Origin of the sequence: Agromyces larvae, from assembly GCF_022811705.1 — a bacterium.
GTDB classification, from domain to species: Bacteria; Actinomycetota; Actinomycetes; order Actinomycetales; family Microbacteriaceae; genus Agromyces; species Agromyces larvae.
The window spans coordinates 2,255,946-2,278,165 of sequence record NZ_CP094528.1 but is presented as its reverse complement, the minus strand read 5'-3'; the positions used below and the strand labels follow the sequence as shown (position 1 = coordinate 2,278,165).

Sequence of the window (22,220 nt, the reverse complement as noted above, 5' to 3'; positions counted from 1 at the left end):
GTCACTCCCCCTCGCGGAGCCCGTCAGCGGTCTCGGTGTAGCGTGCGCCGGTGCGCGGGCACCGCCAGATGTCGTCGCCGACCGGCACGAGCGGTACGCCCGCGCGTCCGACCCAACCCACCCGGCGGGCCGGCGTGCCGACGACGAGGGCGAACGGGGGTACGTAGGTCGTCACCACGGCCCCGGCCGCCACCAGCGACCACTCGCCGATCGTCACGGGCGCGATGCAGACCGATCGGGCGCCGATCGAGGCGCCGGTGCGCACCGTGACCCCCACCGGCGTCCAGTCGTCTGCGGACTTCAGCGTGCCGTCGGGGTTCACCGCGCGGGGGAACTCGTCGTTCGTGAACACCACGCCCGGCCCGACGAACACGCCGTCCTCGAGGACCGAGGGTTCGTAGAGCAGTGCGCTGTTCTGCACCTTGCAGCGGTCGCCGATCACCACGCCCGGGCCGACGTACACGTTGCGTCCGATGATGCAGTCGGCGCCGATGACGGCGTGCTCGCGCAGCTGGGTGAGGTGCCAGATGGTCGTTCCGTCGCCGATGATCGCGGTCGAGTCGATCGACGCCGAGGCTGCGACGCGGACGATCGGAGCCTCGGCGACGTCGAAGGTGGACGGATCATGGGTGCTCACTCAGTACGCTCCTTCGGGATGGAAGACGACCTTCAGCGTCCGCCAGATCAGCATCAGGTCCCCCGTGAGCGACCAGTTCTCGACGTAGTAGAGGTCGAGTCGGACGCCCTCCTCCCAGGAGAGATCCGAACGCCCGCCGACCTGCCAGAGGCCGGTCAGGCCGGGCTTGATGTACAGCCGGCGGTGCACGTCGGAGGTGTACTCGGCGACCTCGCTCGGCAGCGGCGGACGCGGGCCGACCATGCTCATGTCGCCCCGCACCACGTTCCAGAGCTGCGGCAGTTCGTCGAGGGAGTGGGAACGCAGGAACGCGCCGATGCGGGTGATCCGCGGGTCGTCCTTCAGCTTGAACAGCGGCCCGCTGCCGTCGTTGCGCGCCTGGAGGGTCGCGAGTCGCGCCTCGGCATCGGTCACCATCGAGCGGAACTTCAGCATCTCGAACGTCTCGCCGTTGCGGCCGATCCGGCGCTGGCGGAACAGCACCGGCCCGCCGTCGTCGAGCTTGATCCCCGCCGCGATCACCAGGAGCAGGGGCGTGATGAGCAGGAGCCCGAATCCGGCCGCGAGGATGTCGAACCCGCGCTTGAGGACGTGCTTGCCGCCCTCGAACCGAGGCGTCTCGACATGGATCAGCGGCAGGCCCTCGACGGGGCGGAAGTGGATGCGCGGGCCCGCGACGTCGACGAGCCGGCTCGAGAGCACGAGCTCCGAGCCGATCGGCTCGAGCGACCAGGCCAGGGAGCGGATGTAGTTGCTCCCGCCGGACGGCTGGCCCGCCACGATCACCGACTCCGCGCCGACCCTGGCGGCCGCGGCGGCGGCATCGGCGAGCTCGCCGATCACGGGGATGATCCGGCTGCCCACCCGCACGGAACCGCCGGTGCCATCGGAACGATCGAGCACGACGCCCTCGACCGAGAACAGCGGACCGCAGCTCTGGCCGATCGTCTCGACGACGTACCGCACGTCGTCCTCGTGCCCCACCACGATGGCGCGCGACAGATAACGGCCGGCGGCCCGGTCGACGAACAGCCGCTTGCGCCAGAGCCAGCGCTCGAGCAGCAGCAGGAGCAGTCCGAACGGCAGCGCGACCAGCAGCAGGCCTCGGGAGTCGGGGATGGGCGCGAGCGCGCACACCGTCGCGAGCACGCCGAACGCGAGCAGGGTGGCGTTGGCGACCCGCTTGTACTCCGTGACGCCGATGCCGAGCACGCGCGGGTCGCGCGAGCGCATCGCGGTGAGCAGCGCGAGCCAGCCGACGACGATCAGGGCGGCTGCCGCTACCGACACGACGGACACGCCGTTGACCGTCGCGGACGCGGCGGCGACGGCCGCCTGCGGCACGGGGACGGCGACGCCCGCCGCCACGGCGATGAGCACGACCGCGAGGTCGGAGGTGATGAGGCGTCGGCGGTGCACGTCGGCCCGTCGCTCGCGCTGCCGCCGGGTGCGTGTGCGCGTCGACGCCTCGTCCAGACCGGCGAGACCGGAGCGTCGCGGTTCGAACTCTGCGAAGCCGTTCGAGATCACGCTCATGCCGGCCTCCGGCCGCAGGCGCTCGAACGGCTGCTTCGGGGGACCGGCCGCGATGCGGCCGGCCCCCCGGCGGGCAGCGTGATTCGGGGGCTCATCGGGTCACTCCCTGAGCTGAGAGAGTCGGGTTTTCGGGTTGTTCGGGCAGTGCTTCGGGTTGTCTTCACTGCGGGAGGCGGGACGCTTCATCCGGCCGATCTCCACCGCACCGGTTGAACCGGATCGGGCCCCCTGCGGCTACTGGCGACAGTACTGCGATGGACCTCCCGAGGGCTTCCCCCAGTCCGGGGGGCCCGTTGCGCGGGGAGTCGCATCGTGCCCTCGTGCGCGGCCCCGCCGCGGCCGCTCGCGGCGCGGCATCTGACGGCGGAGCGGCCGCCCGCACTACCGTTGCCGCATGAGGGACCTGTATCCGGAGATCGAGCCGCTGGAGACCGGCATGCTCGACGTGGGGGACGGACAGCACATCTACTGGGAGGTCTCGGGCGCACGGGGCGGCAAGCCCGTGGTCTTCCTGCACGGCGGGCCCGGGGGCGGCACCACGCCCGAGCACCGGCGCCTGTTCGACCCCGAGCGCTACCGCATCGTGCTGTTCGACCAGCGCGGGTGCGGGCTCTCGATCCCGCACGCCTCCGAACCCGACGCCGACCTCTCGGCGAACACCACCTGGCACCTCGTCGCCGACATGGAGCGGCTGCGCGACCATCTCGGCATCGATCGCTGGCAGGTGTTCGGCGGGTCGTGGGGCAGCGCCCTCGCTCTGGCGTATGCGCAGACGCATCCCGAGCGCGTGACCGAGCTGGTGCTGCGCGGCATCTTCACGTTGCGGCGCAGCGAGCTCGACTGGTTCTACGAGGGCGGTGCGTCGGCAATCTTCCCCGATCTGTGGGAGGACTTCATCGCGCCCGTCCCGGTGCTCGAGCGCACCCATCTCATCGAGGCGTACGGCCGTCTGCTGCGGGACCCGAATCCCGAGGTGCACCAGTCCGCGGCGATCGCGTGGAGTCGGTGGGAGTCGTCGACGATCACCTTGCTGCCGCAGGTGGAGACGATCGCGAAGTTCACCTCGCCCGAGTACGCGACCGCGTTCGCACGCATCGAGAACCACTATTTCCGTCACGGCGGCTGGTGGGACGAGGGTCAGCTCATCCGCGACGCGTCGCGGTTGCGCGGCATCCCCGCGGTGATCGTGCAGGGGCGGTACGACATGTGCACGCCGATGATGACGGCCTGGGATCTGCATGAGGCGTGGCCCGAGGCCGAGCTGCGCATCATCGGCGATGCGGGTCACGCGTTCGACGAGCCCGGCATCCTCGATGCGCTGATCGAGGCGACCGATCGGTTCGCCACGGTGGGACGAGCGGATGCTCCGGATGCTCCGGCCGAATCGGATGCTCCGGATGAATCGGATGCTCCGGACGACGACGACCCCGAGGCATCCGGTGGGATCGTCGATGGTGCGGACGGCCCGGATGCCGCGGATGAGCGCAGCGGCGGAGCATCCGGCTGGCCCGAATCGACGGCGTCGGCCGAGGCGGCCGACCCGCCGGACGGGGCCGACGACCCGGCCGACCCCGAGCGCGCATGAGCGCCGGCGAACGGCGCGGCGTGCGCCTCGCCCTGGGCATCGGCGCCGGGGTGGTCACGGTGCTCGTGCTCGCCGTCGTCGTGTTCGCGGCGTGGGCGCACACCGTCCGCACCGGTGACCGGTCGGCGGTGATCGCCGCGTGGCGCGACGAGGCGGTCGCGATCGCACCGCTCGGCGACGGGCCGTTCGACGGCGCCCGCAACGGCTTCGTCATCACCCCGGCCGACGCGAGCGGCGACGGCCTCGTGTTCCTTCCGGGTGCTCGGGTGGAGCCGGCCGCCTACCTGTGGAAGCTGAGCGGCGTCGCCGCCGAGACGGGGCTCACGATCGTCGTGCCGCGGCCCGCGTGGAACCTCGCGTTCTTCGACACCCGACCGGTCTCGGCATTCACTGCGCTGGTGCCCGGCATCGACCGGTGGTACGTCGGCGGGCATTCGCTCGGCGGGGTGCGGGCCTGCCAGCTCGCCGGCGGCGCGGATGCCCCCGATGCCGGTGTGGTCGGCGTCATCCTCTTCGGCAGCTACTGCGCGAACGACCTGTCGCAGACCGACCTGTTCGCCGTGGCGTTCGCGGGCGAGTTCGACGGGCTCTCGACCCCCGACGAGATCGTCGCCGCGTCGGGCAACCTGCCCGAGAGCTCCGCCGTCTTCGTGCTGCCAGGGCTCAACCATGCCTCGTTCGGCGACTACGGAGCCCAGTCAGGCGACGGCGAGGCGACGGTCGACAGCGACACTGCGCGGCGCGAGATCGCCGAGGCGGTCGCTCAGGTGATCGGCGTGCCCGCCTCCCTCGAGACCTGATCCGGCGCGGCCGTCAACCCCGCTCGCCGGACTCGTCGGGCGACGGGCAGAGCGGTACCGTCGGAGCATGACGTTCAATCCCGACTCCGACATCAGCCGCGGGCGGGCGTCGAAGCGCGGGCGTGGCACGGCCATCGCGGTCGGCGGCGGCGGGATCGGCATCGTCGCGCTGTTCCTGCTGTCGCAGCTGTTCGGCGTCGACCTCACCCAGTTCGTCGGCGGCGGTGTCGACGGCGGCGCGGGCGGCGGCGGCGAAGAATCATCGCTCGAGCACTGCGTCACGGGGGCCGACGCGAACGAGTACGTCGAGTGCCGCATGCAGGGCGCGGCCGCCTCGCTCGACGACTTCTGGGTCGATGAGGCGCCCGCCATCGGCATCGCGTACCGGTCGCCGACCGATCTGGTGATGTTCGAGCAGTCGGCCTCGACCGGCTGCGGCTCGGCGACGGCGGCCACGGGCCCGTTCTACTGCCCGCCCGACGAGACGATCTACCTCGACGTGTCGTTCTTCGACGAGCTGCGCACCCGGTTCGGATCGAGCGGCGGGCCGCTCGCCGAGATGTACGTCGTCGCCCACGAGTGGGGGCACCACGTGCAGCAGCTCGCCGGCATTCTGGATGCGGCCCGCGACGGGCAGACCGGGCCGGCGTCGAACTCGGTCCGGGTGGAGTTGCAGGCCGATTGCTTCGCCGGTGCGTGGGCGGCGGGGGCCTCCACGACGACGGATGCCTCGGGCGAGCCGTTCCTGCAGCCCATCACGCCGGCGCAGTACCGTGATGCGCTGGACGCCGCTGCCGCCGTGGGCGACGATCGCATCCAGGCAGCGGTGGGCGGGCAGGTGCAGCCGCACACGTTCACGCACGGCTCGAGCGACCAGCGGATGCGGTGGTTCGAGACGGGGTACGACCAGGGAGCCGGAGCCTGCGACACGTTCAGCCCGTCGGCCGGCGCGCTCTGACGCGGGTGCGCGCCCGCTGACGCGTCCGCGCCCGCTGGACGCGCCCGCGCCCGCTGGACGCGTCCGCGCCCCCTGACGCGTCCGCGCCCCCTTGACGCGCCCGCGCCCCCTGACGCGTCCGCGCCGGCTGACGCCTTCGCGCCGGCGCCCGTCGGCCGCTTCCCCACGCGGCGGATTTCGGGATGCCGCGTCATGATCGCGCGGATTCGCCGTCTCATACCGTGACGGGCCGACACGGAGGCCGGCCCGCGGAACGAGGGATCCCGAACGATGCGACGACAGCAGCGCCCGGTGCCGCACCGCGAGTTCTTCCGCGCGGTCGACGGCGACGACGTGATCGCGTGCACGTGCACCTGCACCCGAGGCGTCGACCACTGGTATTCGAAGCCCGAACCGCGCAGCGCCGCGCCCGCAGCGCTCAGCCGGCCGCAGGCAGTGCCGCCGCGATCGCCTGCCCGAGCTGCACGGGCTTGGTGAACTGCGGCCAGTGACCGGTGGGCAGGTCGACGTACTCGACCTGCCGGATGCGCGCCAGCTCGCGCACCCAGTGCTGCCCCGCCGCGATCGCCTCGACGAGCAACGCGCTCGGGAACTCGCACGCGATGATCGTGACCGGCACGTCGTAGCGCCGCTCGTCGACGAGCCGGATGGGGTCGCTCGTGACGGCGGCCGGCTCGGGCACGGCACGCGCGCGGAACTCGGCCCGCAGGTCGTCGTCGAGGTCGACGAGATCGGCGTCTTCGAAGACCGACCAGTCGGGCAGCGGCACCTCGCCGTCGACGACGGGCAGCTCGTCGTTGATCGCGTCGCCGTCGGCCGGGGGACCGGCGTCGACGTACACCACCTTCGCGATGCGGTCGGGGCGAGCGTCGACCACGCCGTGCGCGATCGCCCCGCCGCCCGAGTGGCCGACGAGCGAGACCGGGCCGTCGAGCCGGTCGACGAGATCGACGACCGCGGCGACGTGATCGGCGAGGCCGATGCCCGAGCGGTCGGCGTCGGCCGACTCGAGCCCCGGCAGGGTGACCGGGTGCGCGCGGTGGCCTGCGGCCTCGACGAACGGGGTGACGGGGTTCCACGACGAGGCGTCGAGCCAGAAGCCCGGAATCAGGATGACGTCCATGGCTCGACGGTAGGGGATGCCTCCGACACGGGCGCCGGAACGCGTCTTGCAGCGGGCACGGCGAGCACGACGATGCCGGCGGCCAGCACGGCGAGCCCCGCCCAGGCGCCGGCGGTGAGCTGCTCGCCGAGCAGCAGCACCCCGAGCAGGCCCGCGGTCAGCGGTTCGGCGAGGGTGAGGGTCGACACGGTGGCAGGCACGAGCCCCGTGAGCCCGGCGCCGAACAGGACGTACGCGAGTGTCGTGGTCACGAGCCCCAGCCAGAGCGCCATGGCGAGCCCCGCGGGTGTGGTCAGCCATGAGGCATCCGTCAGCAGCAGGATCGGCACGCCGACCGCCGCGGCCGTGCCGAACATCGCGCCCATGCTCTGGTTCGACCCCCACCCGCGATCGATCAGCGCCTTGCCGGCGAGCGTGTAGACCGCGTACGAGGCGCCCGCGCCGAGCGAGGCCAGCAGGCCGAGCGCGGAGGCGTCGCCGCCGCGGTCGCCGTCGGCGAAGGCGAGCAGCGCCACACCGGCGGTGGCGATCGCCGTGGCGACCAGCCAGCGGCTGCCCGGGTAGCGGCGCCGGGTGAGCCAGTCGAGCGCACCGGTGATCACCGGTGCGGATCCGAGCGCGACGACGGTGCCGATCGCGACCCCGTTCGCCGCGGTGCCGGCGAAGAAGGCCGGCTGGTAGGCGACGATGCCCGCGGCGCCGAGCAGCACCGACGCCCAGGTCGGCAGGGTCCGGCGCGCTCCGGCGACGGATGCCGCGTCGACCCGTCGCGGCGGGTCCGACCGTCGCGCGAACCATTGGACGGCGGCGAGCAACCCGAGCGTGCCGCCGCCGATCACGAGCCGTGCGGCCCCGATCGAGACCGGGTCGGCATCGGGGCCGAGCGCCTGCGCGGTACCGGTCGTGCCGAAGCAGACCGCGGCGAGCAGCACCGCGGCGACGTATCCCATCCACGGATTGTTCCACAATCGACCGCCGAACGCATCTGTGCGACACTCGACGCAGCGACCGCGGAGGGGGAACGGTGACGCAGACGATCGACGACGCGCCCGGTCTCAGCGCGGCCGAGGTCGCCGAGCGCGTCGCCGACGGTCGCGTGAACCGTTCGACGGATGCTTCGAGCCGCAGCGTCTGGTCGATCCTCCGCGCGAACGTGCTCACCCTCTTCAACGCGATCGTGATCACCGCGTTCGCGTTCCTCTTCCTCCTCGGCCGCTGGCAGGACGCGCTGTTCGGATTCGCGGCGATCGCGAACGCCATCATCGGCGTCGTCCAGGAGTACCGCGCCAAGCGCTCCCTCGACCGGCTCGCCCTGCTGCACGCGCCGAAGGCGCGCGTGCGGCGCGACGGCGTCGAAGACGAGATCCCCATGCAGGACGTCGTGCTCGACGACCTGCTCATCGTGCGCAGCGGCGACCAGGTCACCGCCGACGCCGAGGTGCTCGACGCCGTGCGGCTCGAAGCCGACGAGTCGCTGCTCACCGGCGAGTCCGAGCCGATCGACAAGGGCGCGGGCGACCGGCTGCTGTCGGGCTCGATCGTGGTCGGCGGCGAGGGCATCGCCCGCGTCACCGCGGTCGGCGCCGACGCGTTCGCCGCGAAGCTCACCGCCGAGGCCAAGCGGTTCTCGCTCGTGAAGTCCGAACTGCGCAGCTCGATCGACCGCATCCTGCGGTGGATCACCTGGGGCATCGGCCCGATCGCGCTCATCGTCGTGAACGCCAACATGCAGGCCGCGGGCGGCTGGGAGGAGGCGTTCCGCTCGGGAGCCTGGGACGAAGCGGCCACCGCGTCGATCGCCGCCGTGATCGCGATGATCCCGCTCGGGCTCGTGCTGATGACCAGCATCGCGTTCGCCGTCGGCGCGGTGAAGCTCGGCGCGCACAACGTGCTCGTGCAGGAGCTGCCCGCCGTCGAGGGGCTCGCCCGCGTCGACGTGATCTGCCTCGACAAGACCGGCACCATCACGAGCGGTGAGGTCCGCTTCGACGCTGCGCACCCCATCGGCCACGACCAGCCCGACGGCTGGCGGCACGTGCTCGCATGGAACGGGCGGGTGCCCGACGCGAACGCCACCGCGCGCTGCCTCGCCGACGAGTTCACCGAACTGCCGCACCTCGAGCCCGTCTCGCGCATCGAGTTCTCGTCGGCGCGCAAGTGGAGCGCCGCGAGCTTCCGCGGCCACGCGCAGGGCACCTGGGTGCTCGGCGCACCCGAGTTCGTGCTCGCCGGCCGCACGCCGGCCGACGAGCCGGCGCTCGCCCAGGCATCCGAGCTCGCCGCGACCGGCCGGCGCACCCTGCTGCTCGCCTGGTCGCCGGGCGTGGTCGTCGACGAGGCCGCGCTCGCCGAGGCATCCGGGATCGCCCCCGGCGAGGCATCCGAGGCATCCGAGGCATCCGACGAAGCCCGCCTGCCGTCCGACCTGCGACCCGTCGCCCTGCTGACCTTCCGCGAAGTCGTGCGACCCGACGCGAAGGCGACCATGTCGTACTTCGCGAAGGAGGGCATCTCGGTACGGATCATCTCGGGCGACAACCCGCTCACCGTCGCCGCCGTCGCTCGCGAGGTCGGCATCGACGCCGGCGACGGCTACGACGCGCGCACCCTGCCCACCGACGTGGCCGAACTCGCCGAGGTGCTCGAACAGCACCACGTCTTCGGCCGGGTCACCCCGTCGCAGAAACGCGAGATGGTGCGCGCGCTGAAGTCGAACGGGCACACCGTCGCGATGACCGGCGACGGGGTCAACGACGCGCTCGCCATCAAAGACGCCGACATGGGCATCGCCATGGAGTCGGGCTCGGCCGCGACCAAGGCGGTGTCGCGCATCGTGCTGCTCGACTCGAAGTTCTCGCATATGCCCGGCGTCGTCGCCGAGGGCCGCCGGGTCATCGCGAACATCGAGCGCGTGTCGATGCTGTTCCTCTCGAAGACGTCGTACGCGGTCGCCATGTCGCTGCTGTTCGGGATCCTGCTCTGGCCGTTCCCGCTGCTGCCGCGCCAGCTCTCGATCACCGACGGGCTGACCATCGGCATCCCCGCGTTCCTGCTCGCGCTGCTGCCGAACACCCGGCGGTACATCCCCGGCTTCCTGCAGCGCTCGCTGTCGTTCGCGATCCCCGCCGGTCTCGTCGTGGCGCTGTCCATCGCGTACGTGTCGGGGCACGCGCGGGCGATCGACGCCTCGGAGTCGCAGGTGCAGACCGCGTCGATGGTGACCCTCGCATGCATCGGGCTGTGGATCCTGGTCGTGCTGTCGCGGCCGTTCACCTGGATCAAAGCGGCCGTCGTCGCCGCGATGGTCGCGGGGCTCGTGCTCGTGCTCATCGTGCCGATCGCCATCGAGTTCCTCGCGCTCGAGCTGCCCGACATCGACACCGTCATCGACATGGCGATCGTCGTGCCGATCGCGATCATCGCGCTCGAGGCGCTCGGGTTCTGGCATCGCCGCCGGTTCGGCACCGCGTCCGAGATCGCCGAGCCCGAGCGCGCGCGCCTCCCCCGCCGCGCCTGAGCCGCCCCCGGCCCCGCCGCGCCTCCGCCCCCGCCCAGGCCCGCCGACCTGTACGCAATTCAGGAGCGCGCACGGCGTGTCGCGGGTTCGCTCGGCGTGTCGCAGGCGCGACACACCTCCCGGCCTGAATTGCGTACAGGTCATCGGGCGAGCCGAGCCCGGCCGAGCCCGGCCGGGCGGGATGGGGACGCGGCGGCGCGGATTGCGCGCCGGGGCGCCCGGCGCGGCATACTCGCTTGGGGCGTAGAACGAGGAGGAGCATGCGCGCGGTCCGCTACACCGAGTTCGGTTCAGAACCCGAGGTCGTGGAGGTCGATCGACCCGCGTGCCCGCCGCGCGGCGCGATCGTGCGCGTCCGCGCCACCGGTCTCTGCCGAAGCGACTGGCACGCCTGGATGGGCCACGACGACACGGTGCGGTTGCCGCACGTGCCGGGGCACGAGTTCGCCGGCGAGATCCTCGAGCTCGGCGCCGAGGTGTCGCCCGACAGCGGCTGGGCCGTCGGCGACCGCGTCACCGCGCCGTTCATCAGCGCCTGCGGCCGCTGCCCCGAGTGCCTGAGCGGCAACGAGCAGGTCTGCGACCAGCAGCAGCAGCCGGGGTTCACGTACTGGGGCTCGTTCGCCGAAGAGGTCATCGTGCACGAGGCCGAGCTGAACCTCATCCGCCTGCCCGACGCGCTCGGTTTCGTCGAGGCCGCGTCGCTCGGCTGCAGGTTCGCGACGGCGTATCGCGCGGTCGTCACGCGCGGCCGGCTCCAGCCCGGCGAGCGCATCGCGGTGCACGGATGCGGCGGGGTCGGCCTCTCGGCGATCATGATCGCCGTCGCGGCCGGCGTCGAGACCTACGGGGTGGATGTCTCGCCGGCCGCGCTGGCGCTCGTCGAGAAGCTCGGCGCGATCCCGGTGGAGGGCGGCGAGGGCGCCGCCCAGCGGGTGCGCGAGATCAGCGAGGGCGGCGTCGAGCTGTCGATCGACGCGTACGGCAGCCCCGAGACGTCGCTCGCGAGCGTGCGCAGCCTGCGCAAGCGCGGTCGCCACGTGCAGATCGGGCTCATGGTGGGGGATGCCGCGTCGGCGCCGATGCCGATGGACGCCGTGATCGCGGGCGAACTTGAACTGCTCGGCAGCCACGGCATGGCTGCGCACGAGTACCCCGACATGCTGGGCGCTGTGGCGAGCGAGGCGTTCCGGCCGATCGAGCTCGTCGGGCGCACGATCCGCCTCGACGACGTGCCCGAGGCGCTGGCCAAGATGGGCACCGCGGGCGCGCAGGGCTCGGGCATGACGGTCGTCGAGCTGTAGGCACCGGTTCGGCCGGCTCGCTTGCGAGGTAGGGTCGGGCCATGCCCCGCCCCGAACGTTCCTCCGTGCTCGTCGAGCCCCGCGATCTCGCGGCGCTGCTCGCATCGCCGACTCCGCCCGTGGTGCTGGACGTGCGGTGGCGGCTCGACCGGCCCGACGGGCGCCCGGCCTACCTCGAAGGTCATGTGCCGGGTGCGGTCTACGTCGACCTCGATCACGAACTGGCGCGTCACGGCGAGCCGACCGACGGCCGGCATCCGCTGCCCGCGATCGGCGATCTGCAGCGGGCCGCTCGGCGGTGGGGGTTGCACGAAGGCCAGCCGGTCGTCGTCTCCGACGACCTGTCGAACCTGTCGGCGGCGCGGGCGTGGTGGCTGCTGCGCTTCGCGGGCGTGGCCGAGGTGCGGTTGCTCGACGGCGCGCTCGCCGGCTGGGCGGCGGCGGGACTGCCGCTCGAGGCGGGTGCGCCGCCGGCGCCCGAGCCCGGGGACGTCGTGCTCGCGTACGGGGCGCTGCCGACGCTCTCGATGGACGAGGCAGCCGAGCACGCGCGACGGGCGACGCTGCTCGACGCGCGCGCACCCGAGCGGTACCGCGGTGAGGTCGAGCCCGTCGATCCGCGCGCCGGGCACATTCCGGGTGCGCTGAACGCACCGGCGGCGTCGATGCTCGACGAGGCGGGGCGGTTCCGCGCGGGCGACGACCTGCGCGCCGCGTTCGACGCGCTCGGCGTGCGGCCGGATGCCCCGGTCGGCGTGTACTGCGGGTCGGGCGTGAACGCGGCGGCCGCGGCGGTCGGGCTCGAGCTGGCCGGGTTCGAGCCGGCGCTGTACCCGGGCTCGTGGTCGCAGTGGTCGAATCATCCCGATCGACCCGCGGCGACCGGGGCCGACGCGGGCTGAGCGGACGCGGCCGAGTCGGAGCATCCGATCGCCTCTTGAACTATAGGAAGATATCTTCCTATAGTTCATCCATGCCACGCAGACGACCGGGAGTGCTGCTCCCACTCGAGCTCGACATCCTCGAAGCCGGCGTGCGGCTGCAAGCCGCCGGCGGTGCCTTCCACGGCTTCGGGCTCGCCCGCGAACTCGCCGACGGCGACGGCTCCGCCCTCACCGCGCACGGCACCCTGTACAAAGCGCTCTCGCGCATGGCCGACGCGGGCCTGCTCGAGTCGGAGTGGGAGCCCGTGGAGCGCGCCGCCGCCGAGGGCCGGCCACGGCGGCGCCTCTACCGCGTGACCGCCGAAGGCGCGCGCGTCGCCCGCGCCCAGCGGGCCGGCGCCGCCGCGGCGGCCGCCCCCCGGCTGGGGCTCGCATGAGCGCGGCGACACCGGTGGTGCCGGTCACGAAGGCGACGGCGACGGCCAAGCGACCGGATGCCTCGGGCAGCACGGATGCCTCGGGCTCCCGTCGCCCCGCGGCATCCGGCCTCGGGAGATCGCCCGAACGCAGCCCGCAGTTCCACCGCGCCGCCCGCGGGGTGCTGCGCTGGACGCTGACCTACACGCGGGGCCTCGACGCGCGCGTCGCCGCCGACCGGCAGGACGAGATCGCGAGCGACCTGCACGAGCACGCCGTCTGGGCCGCCGAGGAGGGGCTCTCGCCCGCGGCGCTCGCCCGGCAGGTGCGCCGGCGCCGCCTCCTCGGCATGCCGGCCGACCTCGCCTGGCGGCACCGGCAGGTGCGACAGTCGGAGCCGGACCGCCGCTTCGCGCTCCGCACGAACGGTGCGCTGCTGTCGGCCGTGCTCGCCGTCGGCGTGGTGCTCGCCGGATCCGGCGTCTTCCTCGTCTTCCGCATCGTGCGCGCGCTCGCGATCGGCGACATCGGGTACGTGCCCTCCGACGTGGTGACCGTGATCGGCCTCGCCGCCGTCGCCGCGCTCGCCACACTGCTGGTGCTGCGCCGCCGCAGCCGCGCATTCGGCGCGCTCGTGCTGGCCGTGCCCGCCGCACTGCTGCCCTCGGCCGTCGGGCAGGCGCTGTACTGGATCAGCGCCTTGATGGTCGTTGTCGTCAACCGCGTCCCGTGGTGGGAACCCGCCGCGTACGTGCTCGGCGGCGGCCTCGCCGTGCTCTGCGTCACGGCCGCCGTCAACTGGTGGTGGTCGTCGCGCCCGCGGCGCCCCGAGGCATCCGTCACCGTCTGATCGCACCGCTCGCCGAACTGCTCGCCGCACCGCCCGACGAAAGGACCGCCATGCCCGACCTCCAGGATCTCCTCGACGACGAGCGCCGGCGCGACGCCCGCCCGTCGCGCGCACCGCGCGTCGCGCTCATCGCCGGGGCCGTCGGCGTCGCCGTCGCGCTCGGCGCGGGTGTCACGCTCGCCGCGTCGGCTGCGGCCTCGATCGCGAGCCTCGAACCGCCGGCCGAGCGGGTGGTCGCCGAGTCCACAGCGACGGATGCTCCGAGCGCCGAGCCCGAGGCATCCGATGGTGTCGAACCGACCTTCGGAACCGACGTGGGGGCCGGCGCCGCCGAACCCGCGGGCGAGGTGGGCGCCGACCCGGTGCTGCCGCCCGGCGCTGTCGCCCTGAACGCGGCCGGTTCGCCCATCTACGACGAGACGACCGACGTCTCGCTCATTCCGTTGCCCGCCGACTGGACGCAAGCCGAGATCGACCACGCGAAGATCTGGCTGAAACAGGCTGAACTCGACGGCGACTGCATGGTCGAGAAGGGCTTCGGCTATCGATTCACGCCGTATTGGATGCGCGTCGAGGGCGATTGGGGCGAGAACCTGAACGACTACAGCGACCCGGCCTACGCCGAAGCGCTCGACGGGCCCGCCGACCGACCGCTCGGCGAGGACTACGACTGGCAGCAGGCCGGATGCCACGGCCGCTCGGTGCACGTCACGGGCATGGACGACGCGCACTGACGGGCGGTTCGCGGCGGCGCGGTTCGCGGCCGGATGCCTCAGCCGAGCGCCGACCGCGCCGTGCGCCGCGCGTGCGCGCTGAGGTCGTCGCCTCGCCGGGCGAGGAACTCCTCGAGCCGCACCCGGTCGACCCGCCCGATCTCGCGCAGCGCGACGCCCACGTTCGTCTGCACGAAGTGCACCGCGTCGGCCGCGAGCAATTCGCAGAGCGCGAGCGGGTCGTCGAGGTCGCCGGCGCGGATGATCCAGAACGCGGCCGTGATCGCGGTGCGGCGGTGCCACCACTCCTCGTCACGCGCGAGCTCGAACAGGATGTCGCGGGGCTTGTCGAGCAGATACCAGCCGATCACGCGCGGTGCCGCGCGGTCGATGAGATCCCACGTGTCGAGGCGGTCGAGCCGCCGCATCCACAGCTCGAACATCGCCCGCCGGTCGGCGTCGGTCGTGCGCCGCTGCCGAGCTGTGAAGTCGAGGATGCTCACCGCTGCGACGCGCACCTCGTACGTGTCGTCGTCGAGCATCCGGTCGACCTCGGCGAGCGGCATCCCGACGTTCGCCTTCGCGATGGCGAACACCGTGCCCATGCGCACGCCCAGCACGGGAGTCGCGGCATCCGTCATGCGCTTCATCGTCTTCTCGCGCTCGGCGAGCGACGCGGATGCCTCGAGCTGCCGCCGCACGTCGGCGGCGGTCGGGGCGGGCTGGCCGCCCGCGGCCGGTGCGGTGGTCGACACCATGCGCTCGATCATGCCGGTGGATGGCGGTGCTGTCGAGGAGTCCTCGCTCGGACCTCACGTCGGAGAGCATCGCGCCATGGCGACCAGACGACGGCTCAACCGTGCGGCCGTCGTCGCGGCTACGATCGGTGTCGCCGCGTTGACGGCCTGCGCATCCGGTCCGCAGACGGGCCCCGATCAGGAGGTGCCCCATGTCGTCGAGGTCGATCCGGCCGATGCGCTGACCGGCGCGGAGCTCGAAGCCCTCGGGGCCACCCACGGCGATGCGATGCCCGCGGAGTTGAGCGACCTGGCGACGGTCGTCACCTCGCGGCATCAGGCGAGCCCGGGCTTCCCCGGGTTCGAGTGGGTGCGCGAGCGTCACGTGCTCCGTTTGACGTCACCGCGCGCAGTCCGCGAGCAGGTTCATGTAGCCCGTCGCGTCGTTGGTCGAGAAGAGACGGTCGAGGGAGACGTTCTGCTCGTAGAGCCGGCTGTACGGCACCGAGATCGCGTCGAAACCCGCCGACATGAGCACTCCCGACGCCATGAGCTTCGCGGTGCGCTTGTTGCCGTCGAAGTAGAACTGGTGCCGCGTCGCCGAGGCGGCGTAGAGCAGCGCCTTCTGACGCGGGTCGCTCACGCCGTCGAGGTAGTCCGTCAGGTCGTTGAACGCTTCGACGAGCACGCACACACCATCACCGTGCGCCCGCCCGTCGACCACACCGCCGGTCGACAACCGCACCGACCCGCCGCCGTCCACCAATCCCTCGCCGCGGAAACGTCCCGACTCGATCGCTTCGTGACGTGCGACGAGCCCGTGCAGCTTGTCCGAGACATCCTTGGTCACCCTGAACTCGCCGGCCCGCATCAAGCGGTCGAGCTCGTTGTAGGCCTCGTTCAGAGCGAGCACCTGCTGCTGCTCCTCGATCTTCTTGCCCTCGACGGTGACGCCGTCGAGGAGGGTCTGCACCTCGGGGAGCGTGAAGGTGTTGCCCTCGAGCCGCGCGGCATCCCAGACGATGACCGCCAGGTTGGCCCGGAAGCGCGCGAGCGATCGCTCGACCGCAAGTTCGCCTTCGCTCCCGCCGATCACGGACGTGTCGATGCCCGACCAGTCCCAGTCGATGCCGAGCAGGTCGAGCTTCTCGGCGCGCGTGAGCTCGTCGCCTGGAAACGTGCCGCTCTGAGTCGCCGGCCACCCAGTTCGTGCGCGACCGGCAGGCCGCCGTACGTATGCGGGGCCGCTGCCGCGCGGCTCATCCGTTGCGGCGTTCATCGTTCACCAACTCCCTGCGAGTTGTTCGGCGATTTCGCGGTCGATGCCGCCGATCGCGACTGCGTCGATGATCCCCTGCATCGGGGACACGAGGTTCACGTCCTCGATCGTCGTCGAGCCCGCGAACACGCTCGGATGGGCGGGCGCCACGATCACGTCGGCGGCCGCGTGGATCTTGACCTGGCGGTGTGTGGCTGTAAGCAACTCCGCGACGTGCTTCGCGTCCTCGGCCCAGAATACGACGGTCTTGCCCGGGTCGGCTCCGAGCGCCTCGAGCGAAGCAGAGCCCGAGAGCACCCATCGTGCGCCTGACGAGCGACCGGCCGAAACCAGCCGGTCGGCGTCGTTGCGGCCGCTGAACATGACCGCGCCCTCGCGGTGATGAGCGCCCGACACGCGAGCTGCTTCGGTGATGACAGCAAGCGTGTCCAGGCCTTCACCCGATGCGCCATCGACCCCCACGTAGCGCTCCAGTCGCGCGATCCAAGCGTCGAGTTCACGAACCTCGAGGATCTCGCGGAGAGCCGTCTCCCCGAGCATGACGCGTGCTGCCGCCGCCGCCAGTGGGTCGCTTGCGCGATCGAGCTCGATGGAGATGTCGTAGCCGAGGGCGAGTGCCAGCTCGCGGAGCGTGTCGACCCGCGCGCGTGACTGGTTTGCGGACACTGAGAGTGCAGTGGTGCGCGAAACGTGAGCTCGACGCGCCAACTCCGATTTGCTGTACGGCATCCGCGCAACGGCGTCGCGGATCGTGAACACGCTCATCCAACTCACCTCACCTCGCTCTGGCAGGCATCCAATTAACTGAACAGTGTACTCACATGTTCAAATTAGTGGACATCGCGCTGGGGTGGGCTCGGAAGAATCCATGGCTCCGACGGGCGTCGATCCGGTGCCTGGGGCGGTTTTCGGCACTGTTCCTATGGTTGTGATATCGCGCTGATCAGGGATTCCGCGAAATCGTCACAGTTGGTTTCAGTTACGTTTGCGCCATTAATGGCCCAAATGGCCCAAGATCGGCTGATCTGCTTACCTTGCTTCTTCCGGGTGGGACATCGGAGCCGCTCGCTTGACCGCCGCGAGCGGCGGGTTACTCGCGTCCGGCAACCCCGCGCGGACGCTCATCTCCAGGCGAGCAGTTTCGGCGACCACGTGAGGACGGATGCTTCGCCCCGAAGTACGGGGTCGATGAAGATATGCACTAGTTCGAGCGCGGCGTCGACCGAGCGGAAGTCGCTGCATGCAGGGAGAGGTGCGGCGAGTTTGGCGTAGCGGGAACCCCAAGTCGCCGGGACCGTGAACGCGGCGGGGAGTACCAGCGACCGGTTGCGCGCCTCAACTTCGAGTGCCCGCCGCAGTTTGACTGCGTCGACGTCTTGGGTGACGGCGAGCACGACGAGGTCGACGAGATCCTTCTCGCGGCTGGACGGGTGGCCGTTGTACCGTACAAGGGTCGCGCATACCTTGTCGGCGATCTGGTCGACGACCGGGTAGAGGCGGTAGGGGTGGCTCGGAAGCTTCGGGAGATCGAGGGCGTTCGCGGGGGAAGCGACATCGGCATCGTCGGTGGTGAGGACGTTGACGACCAGGTCGACGTGCAGCGGATCCTTCCGCTTGATGCCGATGTACACGTCGAAGCGGACTCCGTACCCCTCGGTATAGGTTTGCTGGCCGCCGCCGACAGCGCTGGTGTGATCGAGGTACTCGAATCGGAAGTAGTCGCCAAGGTCGACGGCCGCGAGCCGGCGGAGGTCATCCAGAGCCGCGTCGATCGAACGGTTCGCGCGGAAGAGATCGACGTCGATCGTCGTGCGTGCGGAGGGCACCCGGGCAAGCATGCTCGTGCCGCCCTTGAGCATCCACCCGGGGTTGTCTGGCTCGGAGAAAATCCGGCTCAGGAAGCGGTTGAAGTACTCGAGCCGAACACGTTCCTGCACAGTGAGCGACGGGTCGGCTGCGCTGGCCTTGCGGGCCGCTGCGTTGATCGCGGACTCGACGGCGGCGGGGCTGCCGTACTTCTCGGGTTCGGTCATGAGGGCTCGGTCTCCTGGGCTGCTCGGGCGAGGCGCAGGGCGCTGGCGAGTTCGGCCCAATCTGTTGACTCCATGACATTCGCGATCTCGCGGATCTCTGCGAGGGTTGGGCCGTCACCAAGAGCTGAGGCTTCATCTTCGTTCGGACTCACGGATTCCAGCGCGTGGCGTAACTCCTCCGACTTGGCGATGAGTTTTTCGAAGACCGGTTGCAGCGTCATCGCCAGCTGTACGTTCGCCGGATCCCGGAACATGGAAACGTCGAGGTTTGCGAGTCGCTCCAGATTCTTCACCATGACGCGAGTGCTGAGCTCAGGCACGGCGTCGATCTGCTCGATGACACTGTCACGATCGATTCCAGCAATTCGATAGAGCTCGGCGAGGAGCGCTGTCCCGTTGCCCTTGCGATAGCCGTTCCGCGCGGCGAGTGGCGCGAGCAGTTCGATGAGCCGGTCGGTGTCTAGCTCGGATTGATTGACGGCATCGCGGAGCACATTGCCGACGTTGCTGAGATCTTCGCGGGCTTCGACGAGGTCGGCAATCGTGCGTTCGCGGGTCGTGACCGGCAGGCCCTCGCGCACAGTGACGTCTTCGATGGGAAGCTCGCGTGTTCGGTAGCGGATGTCGGCATGACGTGTCTGCCGCCGAGTTGCCGTCGTGAGTTCACTGCGCATGGCCCGCAGGTCGCCGATGCGGTGCAGACGTGCGGCCGATTCGCCAGAGACGACGGCGCTCGGTGTGCGATCCGACAGTCGCTCCCAGGCGAGCCGTTTCGGCTCGGTCGCGAGCCAGGCTGCGTGCAGTTCCTCATGCTCGGGGCCGGGCGCGCCGGCATCCCGATACACGCCATGGGCCAGTCGAATGAGGTCGCCTGCGTCAGCCAGGCGGGCGAGGTTCATATGGCTCACGCCGCGCGCGAGCGCCTGCGCCGACGTGACCAGTCCCCACTGGGACTCCGTCACTTCGGCGAGCACTCGGAGCGCCTCGCGTGACTTCATGCTGCAATTCTAACGCGTTAGCGTGAGTTAAGCAGAGGTCATTGCATTTTCCCTGCTCAGTGAGTGATGCGGCCGCTTGCGCACGCGGCAGCTATCTCCGTCCCGACCGGTTCCGCTCGCCGCGCACAGGATGGTTATCCTCCGTACCAGCCGAGCGTTCCCCAGTTCTCGTCGAGGTTCCTGCAGAATGCGTTGACCTCCTGGACCGCAGCATCCAGCTTGTCGAGGTTGTCCGCCCACTTCGACGGGTCGTCAGTGGCGTGCATGTCGATATTCATCGCGTTGGAAGCCTGCTCAAGAGAGGTGATGGGCGTGCTGAGGACGGAATCCGTCATGCTCTTCCCGATCCGAGCGAACTCCCAACCCGCCGTGAAGTACAACCCACGCGCCGTGACCTTGTCCATGGCGCCGTCAGGAGCCAGCTGCGCATTCTGAACCAGGGAGATCGGAGCGGTGAGCTGAGCGCATGCATCTGCGTCAGCATCGGACGAGCCCGCGACCGGGTCCGGTATCCCTGCCGGGGTGGTGGCCGGCGGGGGGCCCGAGGCCACCGAATCACTGGGGGCGCAACCGGTGAACAGCGCGGCGAGACCGCATACGACAATCACGGTTCCGACGACGGAAATGTTCTTCAAGCGTCCTCCTCGACAGGTTGCGTGAATCGTACCGGCCGCCGGCCCGCCCGTCGGATCCCATCCTCCAAGCGCGCTGCGGGACGACCCCCGCCTGCGGTGGGGTGTCGTTGCTCTGGTCGACGACGGAGTAGAAACGGTAGTCGTTGCTCGGGAGCCGCGGCAGGTCGCGGCGATTGGCCGGCGCCGCGACCGTCACCTCGTCCGTCACGATAACGCCGGCGACGAGGTCGACGTGCAGCGGTTCCTTGCGGTCGGCACCGATGTCGACGTCGACGTCGACGCCGCATCCCTCGGTGTAGGTCTGCTGATCACCGCCGACGACCGCCCGGTGCCTCGTGTAGACGAATCGGAAGCAGTCGCCGAGGCCGATGGCGGCGAGGCGGATCAGTTCTGCGAAGGCGCCGTCGAGCGTGTAGTTCGCTCGGAACAGGTCGACGTCCGTGGTGCATCGGCCCGAGGCGACCCGGGCGAGGACGCCAGTTCCGCCCTTCAGGAGCCATTCTGCGCAAGACCGGGGCCGTGGCGGCGATCGTCGAGTCTCATCGACCAACCCATGGTTGCGTCAGTCAGGCGGCTCGTCGGTGGGCTTCGGGAGGTAGGCGGTAACGTCGAGCGGTTGTGTGGGCGGCAGGCTGATCGCTGCAGGATCGACAGGTTGGGCGTTCATCAGTGTGTCCAGCTTCCATTCGGCGGAACTTGTGAGTTCGAAGTTTCGGGCGACGTGAGACTCGGCTGCCATGCGAGGCGAAGCACGTCGATGACGTCGTCAGGGTTCGCGTGGGCGGCGTCGGCTTCGGCGATGAGTTCGCGGATGCGTCGTACGACGTTGCCGGGGAGCACCGCCGCTTGCGCAGCGACGCGGGTCCCTGCGGCGGTGCGGGTGACGACGAGTCCGTCGCGTTCGAGCATCTTGTACGCCCTGGCTGCGGTGCCCGGTGCGACGCTGAGGTCACTGGCGGTCTGGCGAACCGTGGGGAGTCGTTCGCCCGCTCCGAGTTGTCCCGAAACGATGAGGCCGCGGAACTGGCGGTAGATGCCGAGCGCGGGGCTCGCCTCTTCGGTCGGGGGTGTGATGGGCTGGGCGCTCATCGCACGACCTGGGGGTCGGGGGTCTGCTGAGTGGTCTCGACCGTCGAATGACTGGAGCTCGCGCGTCCCAGCCGGCTTGCGACCACCAGAAGCAGCACGAAGGCGGTGATCTCGAGGGCCGGTGCCAGGAATCCGCCCGCGGCGGCGAACTCGGCGTATCGCCAGGACAGCTCATAGGTGTGGTCCCGCTGGTCACCACCGACGATCAGTTGAGAGATCGTGCCCGAACGGCCGATGAACCGCCAAGCCCCTGCGAGGGCGAGCAGCATCCCTCCAGTCGCGATGAGTGCGACCCCGGAGGCGATCTGAGCGCGGGTCGCCCGCTCGGCAGTCACGGTTTCCGGGCGCCGGAATGGCCGGGTCGCGTTTGCTCGTAGCGTCGCCCAGGTCGCCAAGGCCAGTGCAGCGAGGCAGACGAGGACAGGAACGCCGAACGACCAACCGTAGAACCATGGCCACAGTGGGTCGATCGGTACGTTCGGCACGGCGATCTCAAGGTAGATGTAGCGACCACGCTCATCCGAGGATGACGCCAGACCCGCCGCGATCGTCGTGGTGAGCAGAACTGCGAGTGTCACTCCCGCGCCGAGGAGAGCGCCTCTCGAACTGAAGCTCGTCCACGTGCGACGCGCGATGGGTAAGACCGGGCGCTCCGGTGGAACTGAGCCTCGGAACAAGATCACGACGAGCACCGCCGTGAGGCAGACGGCCGCGGCGAACACCGGTGTCGCGTACTGCCACCACTCGACGATGTCGACCAGATTCATCATGTACCCGCGCACGACGTTCTCGATTGTGAAGGCGGCGATCACGGAGATCGCGCCGACCCCAACCGCAATCTGCTCTGGTCGGTAGTGCTTGGTGACGGACTCCAGCGCGGACGAGGCGATCGGTGGATCGGTCTGGCGGTCGCGGCGGATTCGGGAAACGATGAGCAGAGTCGCAGCGATGACCGCAGCGACGGCGAGCGAGAACAACGGCGTCGAGAACGCGGCGGCGATGAGATCGAGCGGGGCAATGGAGGCGATCTTGTCGTACGGCATGAGACTCCGATCACGGCGGATGTTGTGCCACATGTCTAACACAACTTGTGTCAAGGCACGAGTACAAGATTCGCCGAGTAGG

Annotated in this window: 21 protein-coding genes and 1 pseudogene; 9 read left to right on the top strand and 13 right to left on the bottom strand. The window is 70.5% G+C overall.

The annotated features are described in order from the left end of the window. Window position 1: 1 nt before the first annotated feature. Both MTO99_RS11135 and MTO99_RS11130 read right to left on the bottom strand, forming a co-directional pair. On the bottom strand, window positions 2-637 hold the full coding sequence (locus tag MTO99_RS11135; RefSeq protein WP_243553676.1) for an acyltransferase: 636 nt from the start codon (window positions 635-637) through the stop codon (window positions 2-4). After that, complete coding sequence (locus MTO99_RS11130) at window positions 638-2,173, bottom strand: sugar transferase (RefSeq protein ID WP_243553675.1); 1,536 nt, start codon at window positions 2,171-2,173, stop codon at window positions 638-640. A gap of 394 nt (window positions 2,174-2,567) precedes the next feature. Between MTO99_RS11130 and pip the strand changes: the two are divergent. From pip to ypfJ, 3 genes and pseudogenes are all read left to right on the top strand, one after another. Continuing rightward, window positions 2,568-3,518: pseudogene (pip, locus tag MTO99_RS11125) on the top strand (prolyl aminopeptidase); the annotation flags it as partial. 236 nt (window positions 3,519-3,754) lie between these two features. Beyond that, entirely contained in the window at window positions 3,755-4,558 is an 804-nt protein-coding gene (locus MTO99_RS11120) for an alpha/beta hydrolase (protein ID WP_243553674.1), read from the top strand. Window positions 4,559-4,625: 67 nt separating this feature from the next. Next, window positions 4,626-5,516 carry a KPN_02809 family neutral zinc metallopeptidase gene (gene ypfJ, locus MTO99_RS11115; protein WP_243553673.1) on the top strand — a complete coding sequence of 297 codons (891 nt, stop codon included), beginning with the start codon at window positions 4,626-4,628 and terminating at the stop codon, window positions 5,514-5,516. 418 nt (window positions 5,517-5,934) lie between these two features. On the opposite strand, the gene MTO99_RS11110 is transcribed toward ypfJ, so the two are convergent. Together MTO99_RS11110 and MTO99_RS11105 are read right to left on the bottom strand one after the other, a co-directional pair. After that, the gene (locus tag MTO99_RS11110) at window positions 5,935-6,639 is read right to left on the bottom strand and encodes an alpha/beta fold hydrolase (protein ID WP_243553672.1); all 705 of its coding nucleotides are present in this window, start codon (window positions 6,637-6,639) and stop codon (window positions 5,935-5,937) included. Then, on the bottom strand, window positions 6,624-7,589 hold the full coding sequence (locus tag MTO99_RS11105; protein ID WP_243553671.1) for a DMT family transporter: 966 nt from the start codon (window positions 7,587-7,589) through the stop codon (window positions 6,624-6,626). Before MTO99_RS11105 ends, MTO99_RS11110 begins: the two co-directional genes overlap by 16 nt. 74 nt (window positions 7,590-7,663) lie before the next feature. On the opposite strand from MTO99_RS11105, the gene MTO99_RS11100 reads away from it, so the two are divergent. The 6 genes from MTO99_RS11100 to MTO99_RS11075 all read left to right on the top strand — a co-directional run bounded on the left by MTO99_RS11100 (window position 7,664) and on the right by MTO99_RS11075 (window position 14,345). Further along, window positions 7,664-10,156 (top strand): HAD-IC family P-type ATPase, encoded by a 2,493-nt coding sequence (locus MTO99_RS11100; protein ID WP_243553670.1) that lies wholly within the window; start codon window positions 7,664-7,666, stop codon window positions 10,154-10,156. A gap of 260 nt (window positions 10,157-10,416) precedes the next feature. After that, a complete protein-coding gene (locus tag MTO99_RS11095; RefSeq protein WP_243553669.1) occupies window positions 10,417-11,460 on the top strand; it encodes a zinc-dependent alcohol dehydrogenase family protein in 1,044 nt (347 codons plus the stop codon). Window positions 11,461-11,501: 41 nt separating this feature from the next. Beyond that, entirely contained in the window at window positions 11,502-12,362 is an 861-nt protein-coding gene (locus MTO99_RS11090) for a sulfurtransferase (RefSeq protein WP_243553668.1), read from the top strand. Between the two features lie 71 nt (window positions 12,363-12,433). After that, window positions 12,434-12,781 carry a PadR family transcriptional regulator gene (locus MTO99_RS11085; protein ID WP_243553667.1) on the top strand — a complete coding sequence of 116 codons (348 nt, stop codon included), beginning with the start codon at window positions 12,434-12,436 and terminating at the stop codon, window positions 12,779-12,781. Beyond that, on the top strand, window positions 12,778-13,611 hold the full coding sequence (locus MTO99_RS11080; protein WP_243553666.1) for a hypothetical protein: 834 nt from the start codon (window positions 12,778-12,780) through the stop codon (window positions 13,609-13,611). Before MTO99_RS11085 ends, MTO99_RS11080 begins: the two co-directional genes overlap by 4 nt. Window positions 13,612-13,661: 50 nt before the next feature. Next, window positions 13,662-14,345, top strand: coding sequence for a hypothetical protein (locus MTO99_RS11075; protein WP_243553665.1), 684 nt, complete (start codon window positions 13,662-13,664; stop codon window positions 14,343-14,345). A gap of 38 nt (window positions 14,346-14,383) precedes the next feature. Here the strand turns inward: MTO99_RS11075 and MTO99_RS11070 are convergent, their stop codons facing one another. The 9 genes from MTO99_RS11070 to MTO99_RS11030 form a co-directional block, all read right to left on the bottom strand. Continuing rightward, window positions 14,384-15,082, bottom strand: a complete 699-nt coding sequence (locus MTO99_RS11070; protein WP_243553664.1) for a DNA alkylation repair protein — start codon at window positions 15,080-15,082, stop codon at window positions 14,384-14,386. Between the two features lie 379 nt (window positions 15,083-15,461). After that, window positions 15,462-16,340 (bottom strand): Fic family protein, encoded by an 879-nt coding sequence (locus tag MTO99_RS11065; RefSeq protein WP_243553663.1) that lies wholly within the window; start codon window positions 16,338-16,340, stop codon window positions 15,462-15,464. A 3-nt stretch (window positions 16,341-16,343) separates the two neighbouring features. Beyond that, the gene (locus MTO99_RS11060; RefSeq protein WP_243553662.1) at window positions 16,344-17,105 is read right to left on the bottom strand and encodes a hypothetical protein; all 762 of its coding nucleotides are present in this window, start codon (window positions 17,103-17,105) and stop codon (window positions 16,344-16,346) included. 356 nt (window positions 17,106-17,461) lie between these two features. After that, a complete protein-coding gene (locus MTO99_RS11055) occupies window positions 17,462-18,373 on the bottom strand; it encodes a nucleotidyl transferase AbiEii/AbiGii toxin family protein (RefSeq protein WP_243553661.1) in 912 nt (303 codons plus the stop codon). After that, window positions 18,370-19,371, bottom strand: coding sequence for a type IV toxin-antitoxin system AbiEi family antitoxin domain-containing protein (locus tag MTO99_RS11050; protein WP_243553660.1), 1,002 nt, complete (start codon window positions 19,369-19,371; stop codon window positions 18,370-18,372). Before MTO99_RS11050 ends, MTO99_RS11055 begins: the two co-directional genes overlap by 4 nt. A gap of 134 nt (window positions 19,372-19,505) precedes the next feature. Further along, window positions 19,506-20,006, bottom strand: a complete 501-nt coding sequence (locus MTO99_RS11045) for a hypothetical protein (RefSeq protein ID WP_243553659.1) — start codon at window positions 20,004-20,006, stop codon at window positions 19,506-19,508. Next, window positions 19,927-20,556 carry a hypothetical protein gene (locus MTO99_RS11040; protein WP_243553658.1) on the bottom strand — a complete coding sequence of 210 codons (630 nt, stop codon included), beginning with the start codon at window positions 20,554-20,556 and terminating at the stop codon, window positions 19,927-19,929. Before MTO99_RS11040 ends, MTO99_RS11045 begins: the two co-directional genes overlap by 80 nt. 116 nt (window positions 20,557-20,672) lie before the next feature. Beyond that, window positions 20,673-21,095, bottom strand: coding sequence for a GntR family transcriptional regulator (locus tag MTO99_RS11035; RefSeq protein WP_243553657.1), 423 nt, complete (start codon window positions 21,093-21,095; stop codon window positions 20,673-20,675). Then, entirely contained in the window at window positions 21,092-22,138 is a 1,047-nt protein-coding gene (locus tag MTO99_RS11030; protein ID WP_243553656.1) for a hypothetical protein, read from the bottom strand. The genes MTO99_RS11035 and MTO99_RS11030 overlap by 4 nt, the downstream gene beginning before the upstream one ends. Window positions 22,139-22,220 lie beyond the last annotated feature (82 nt).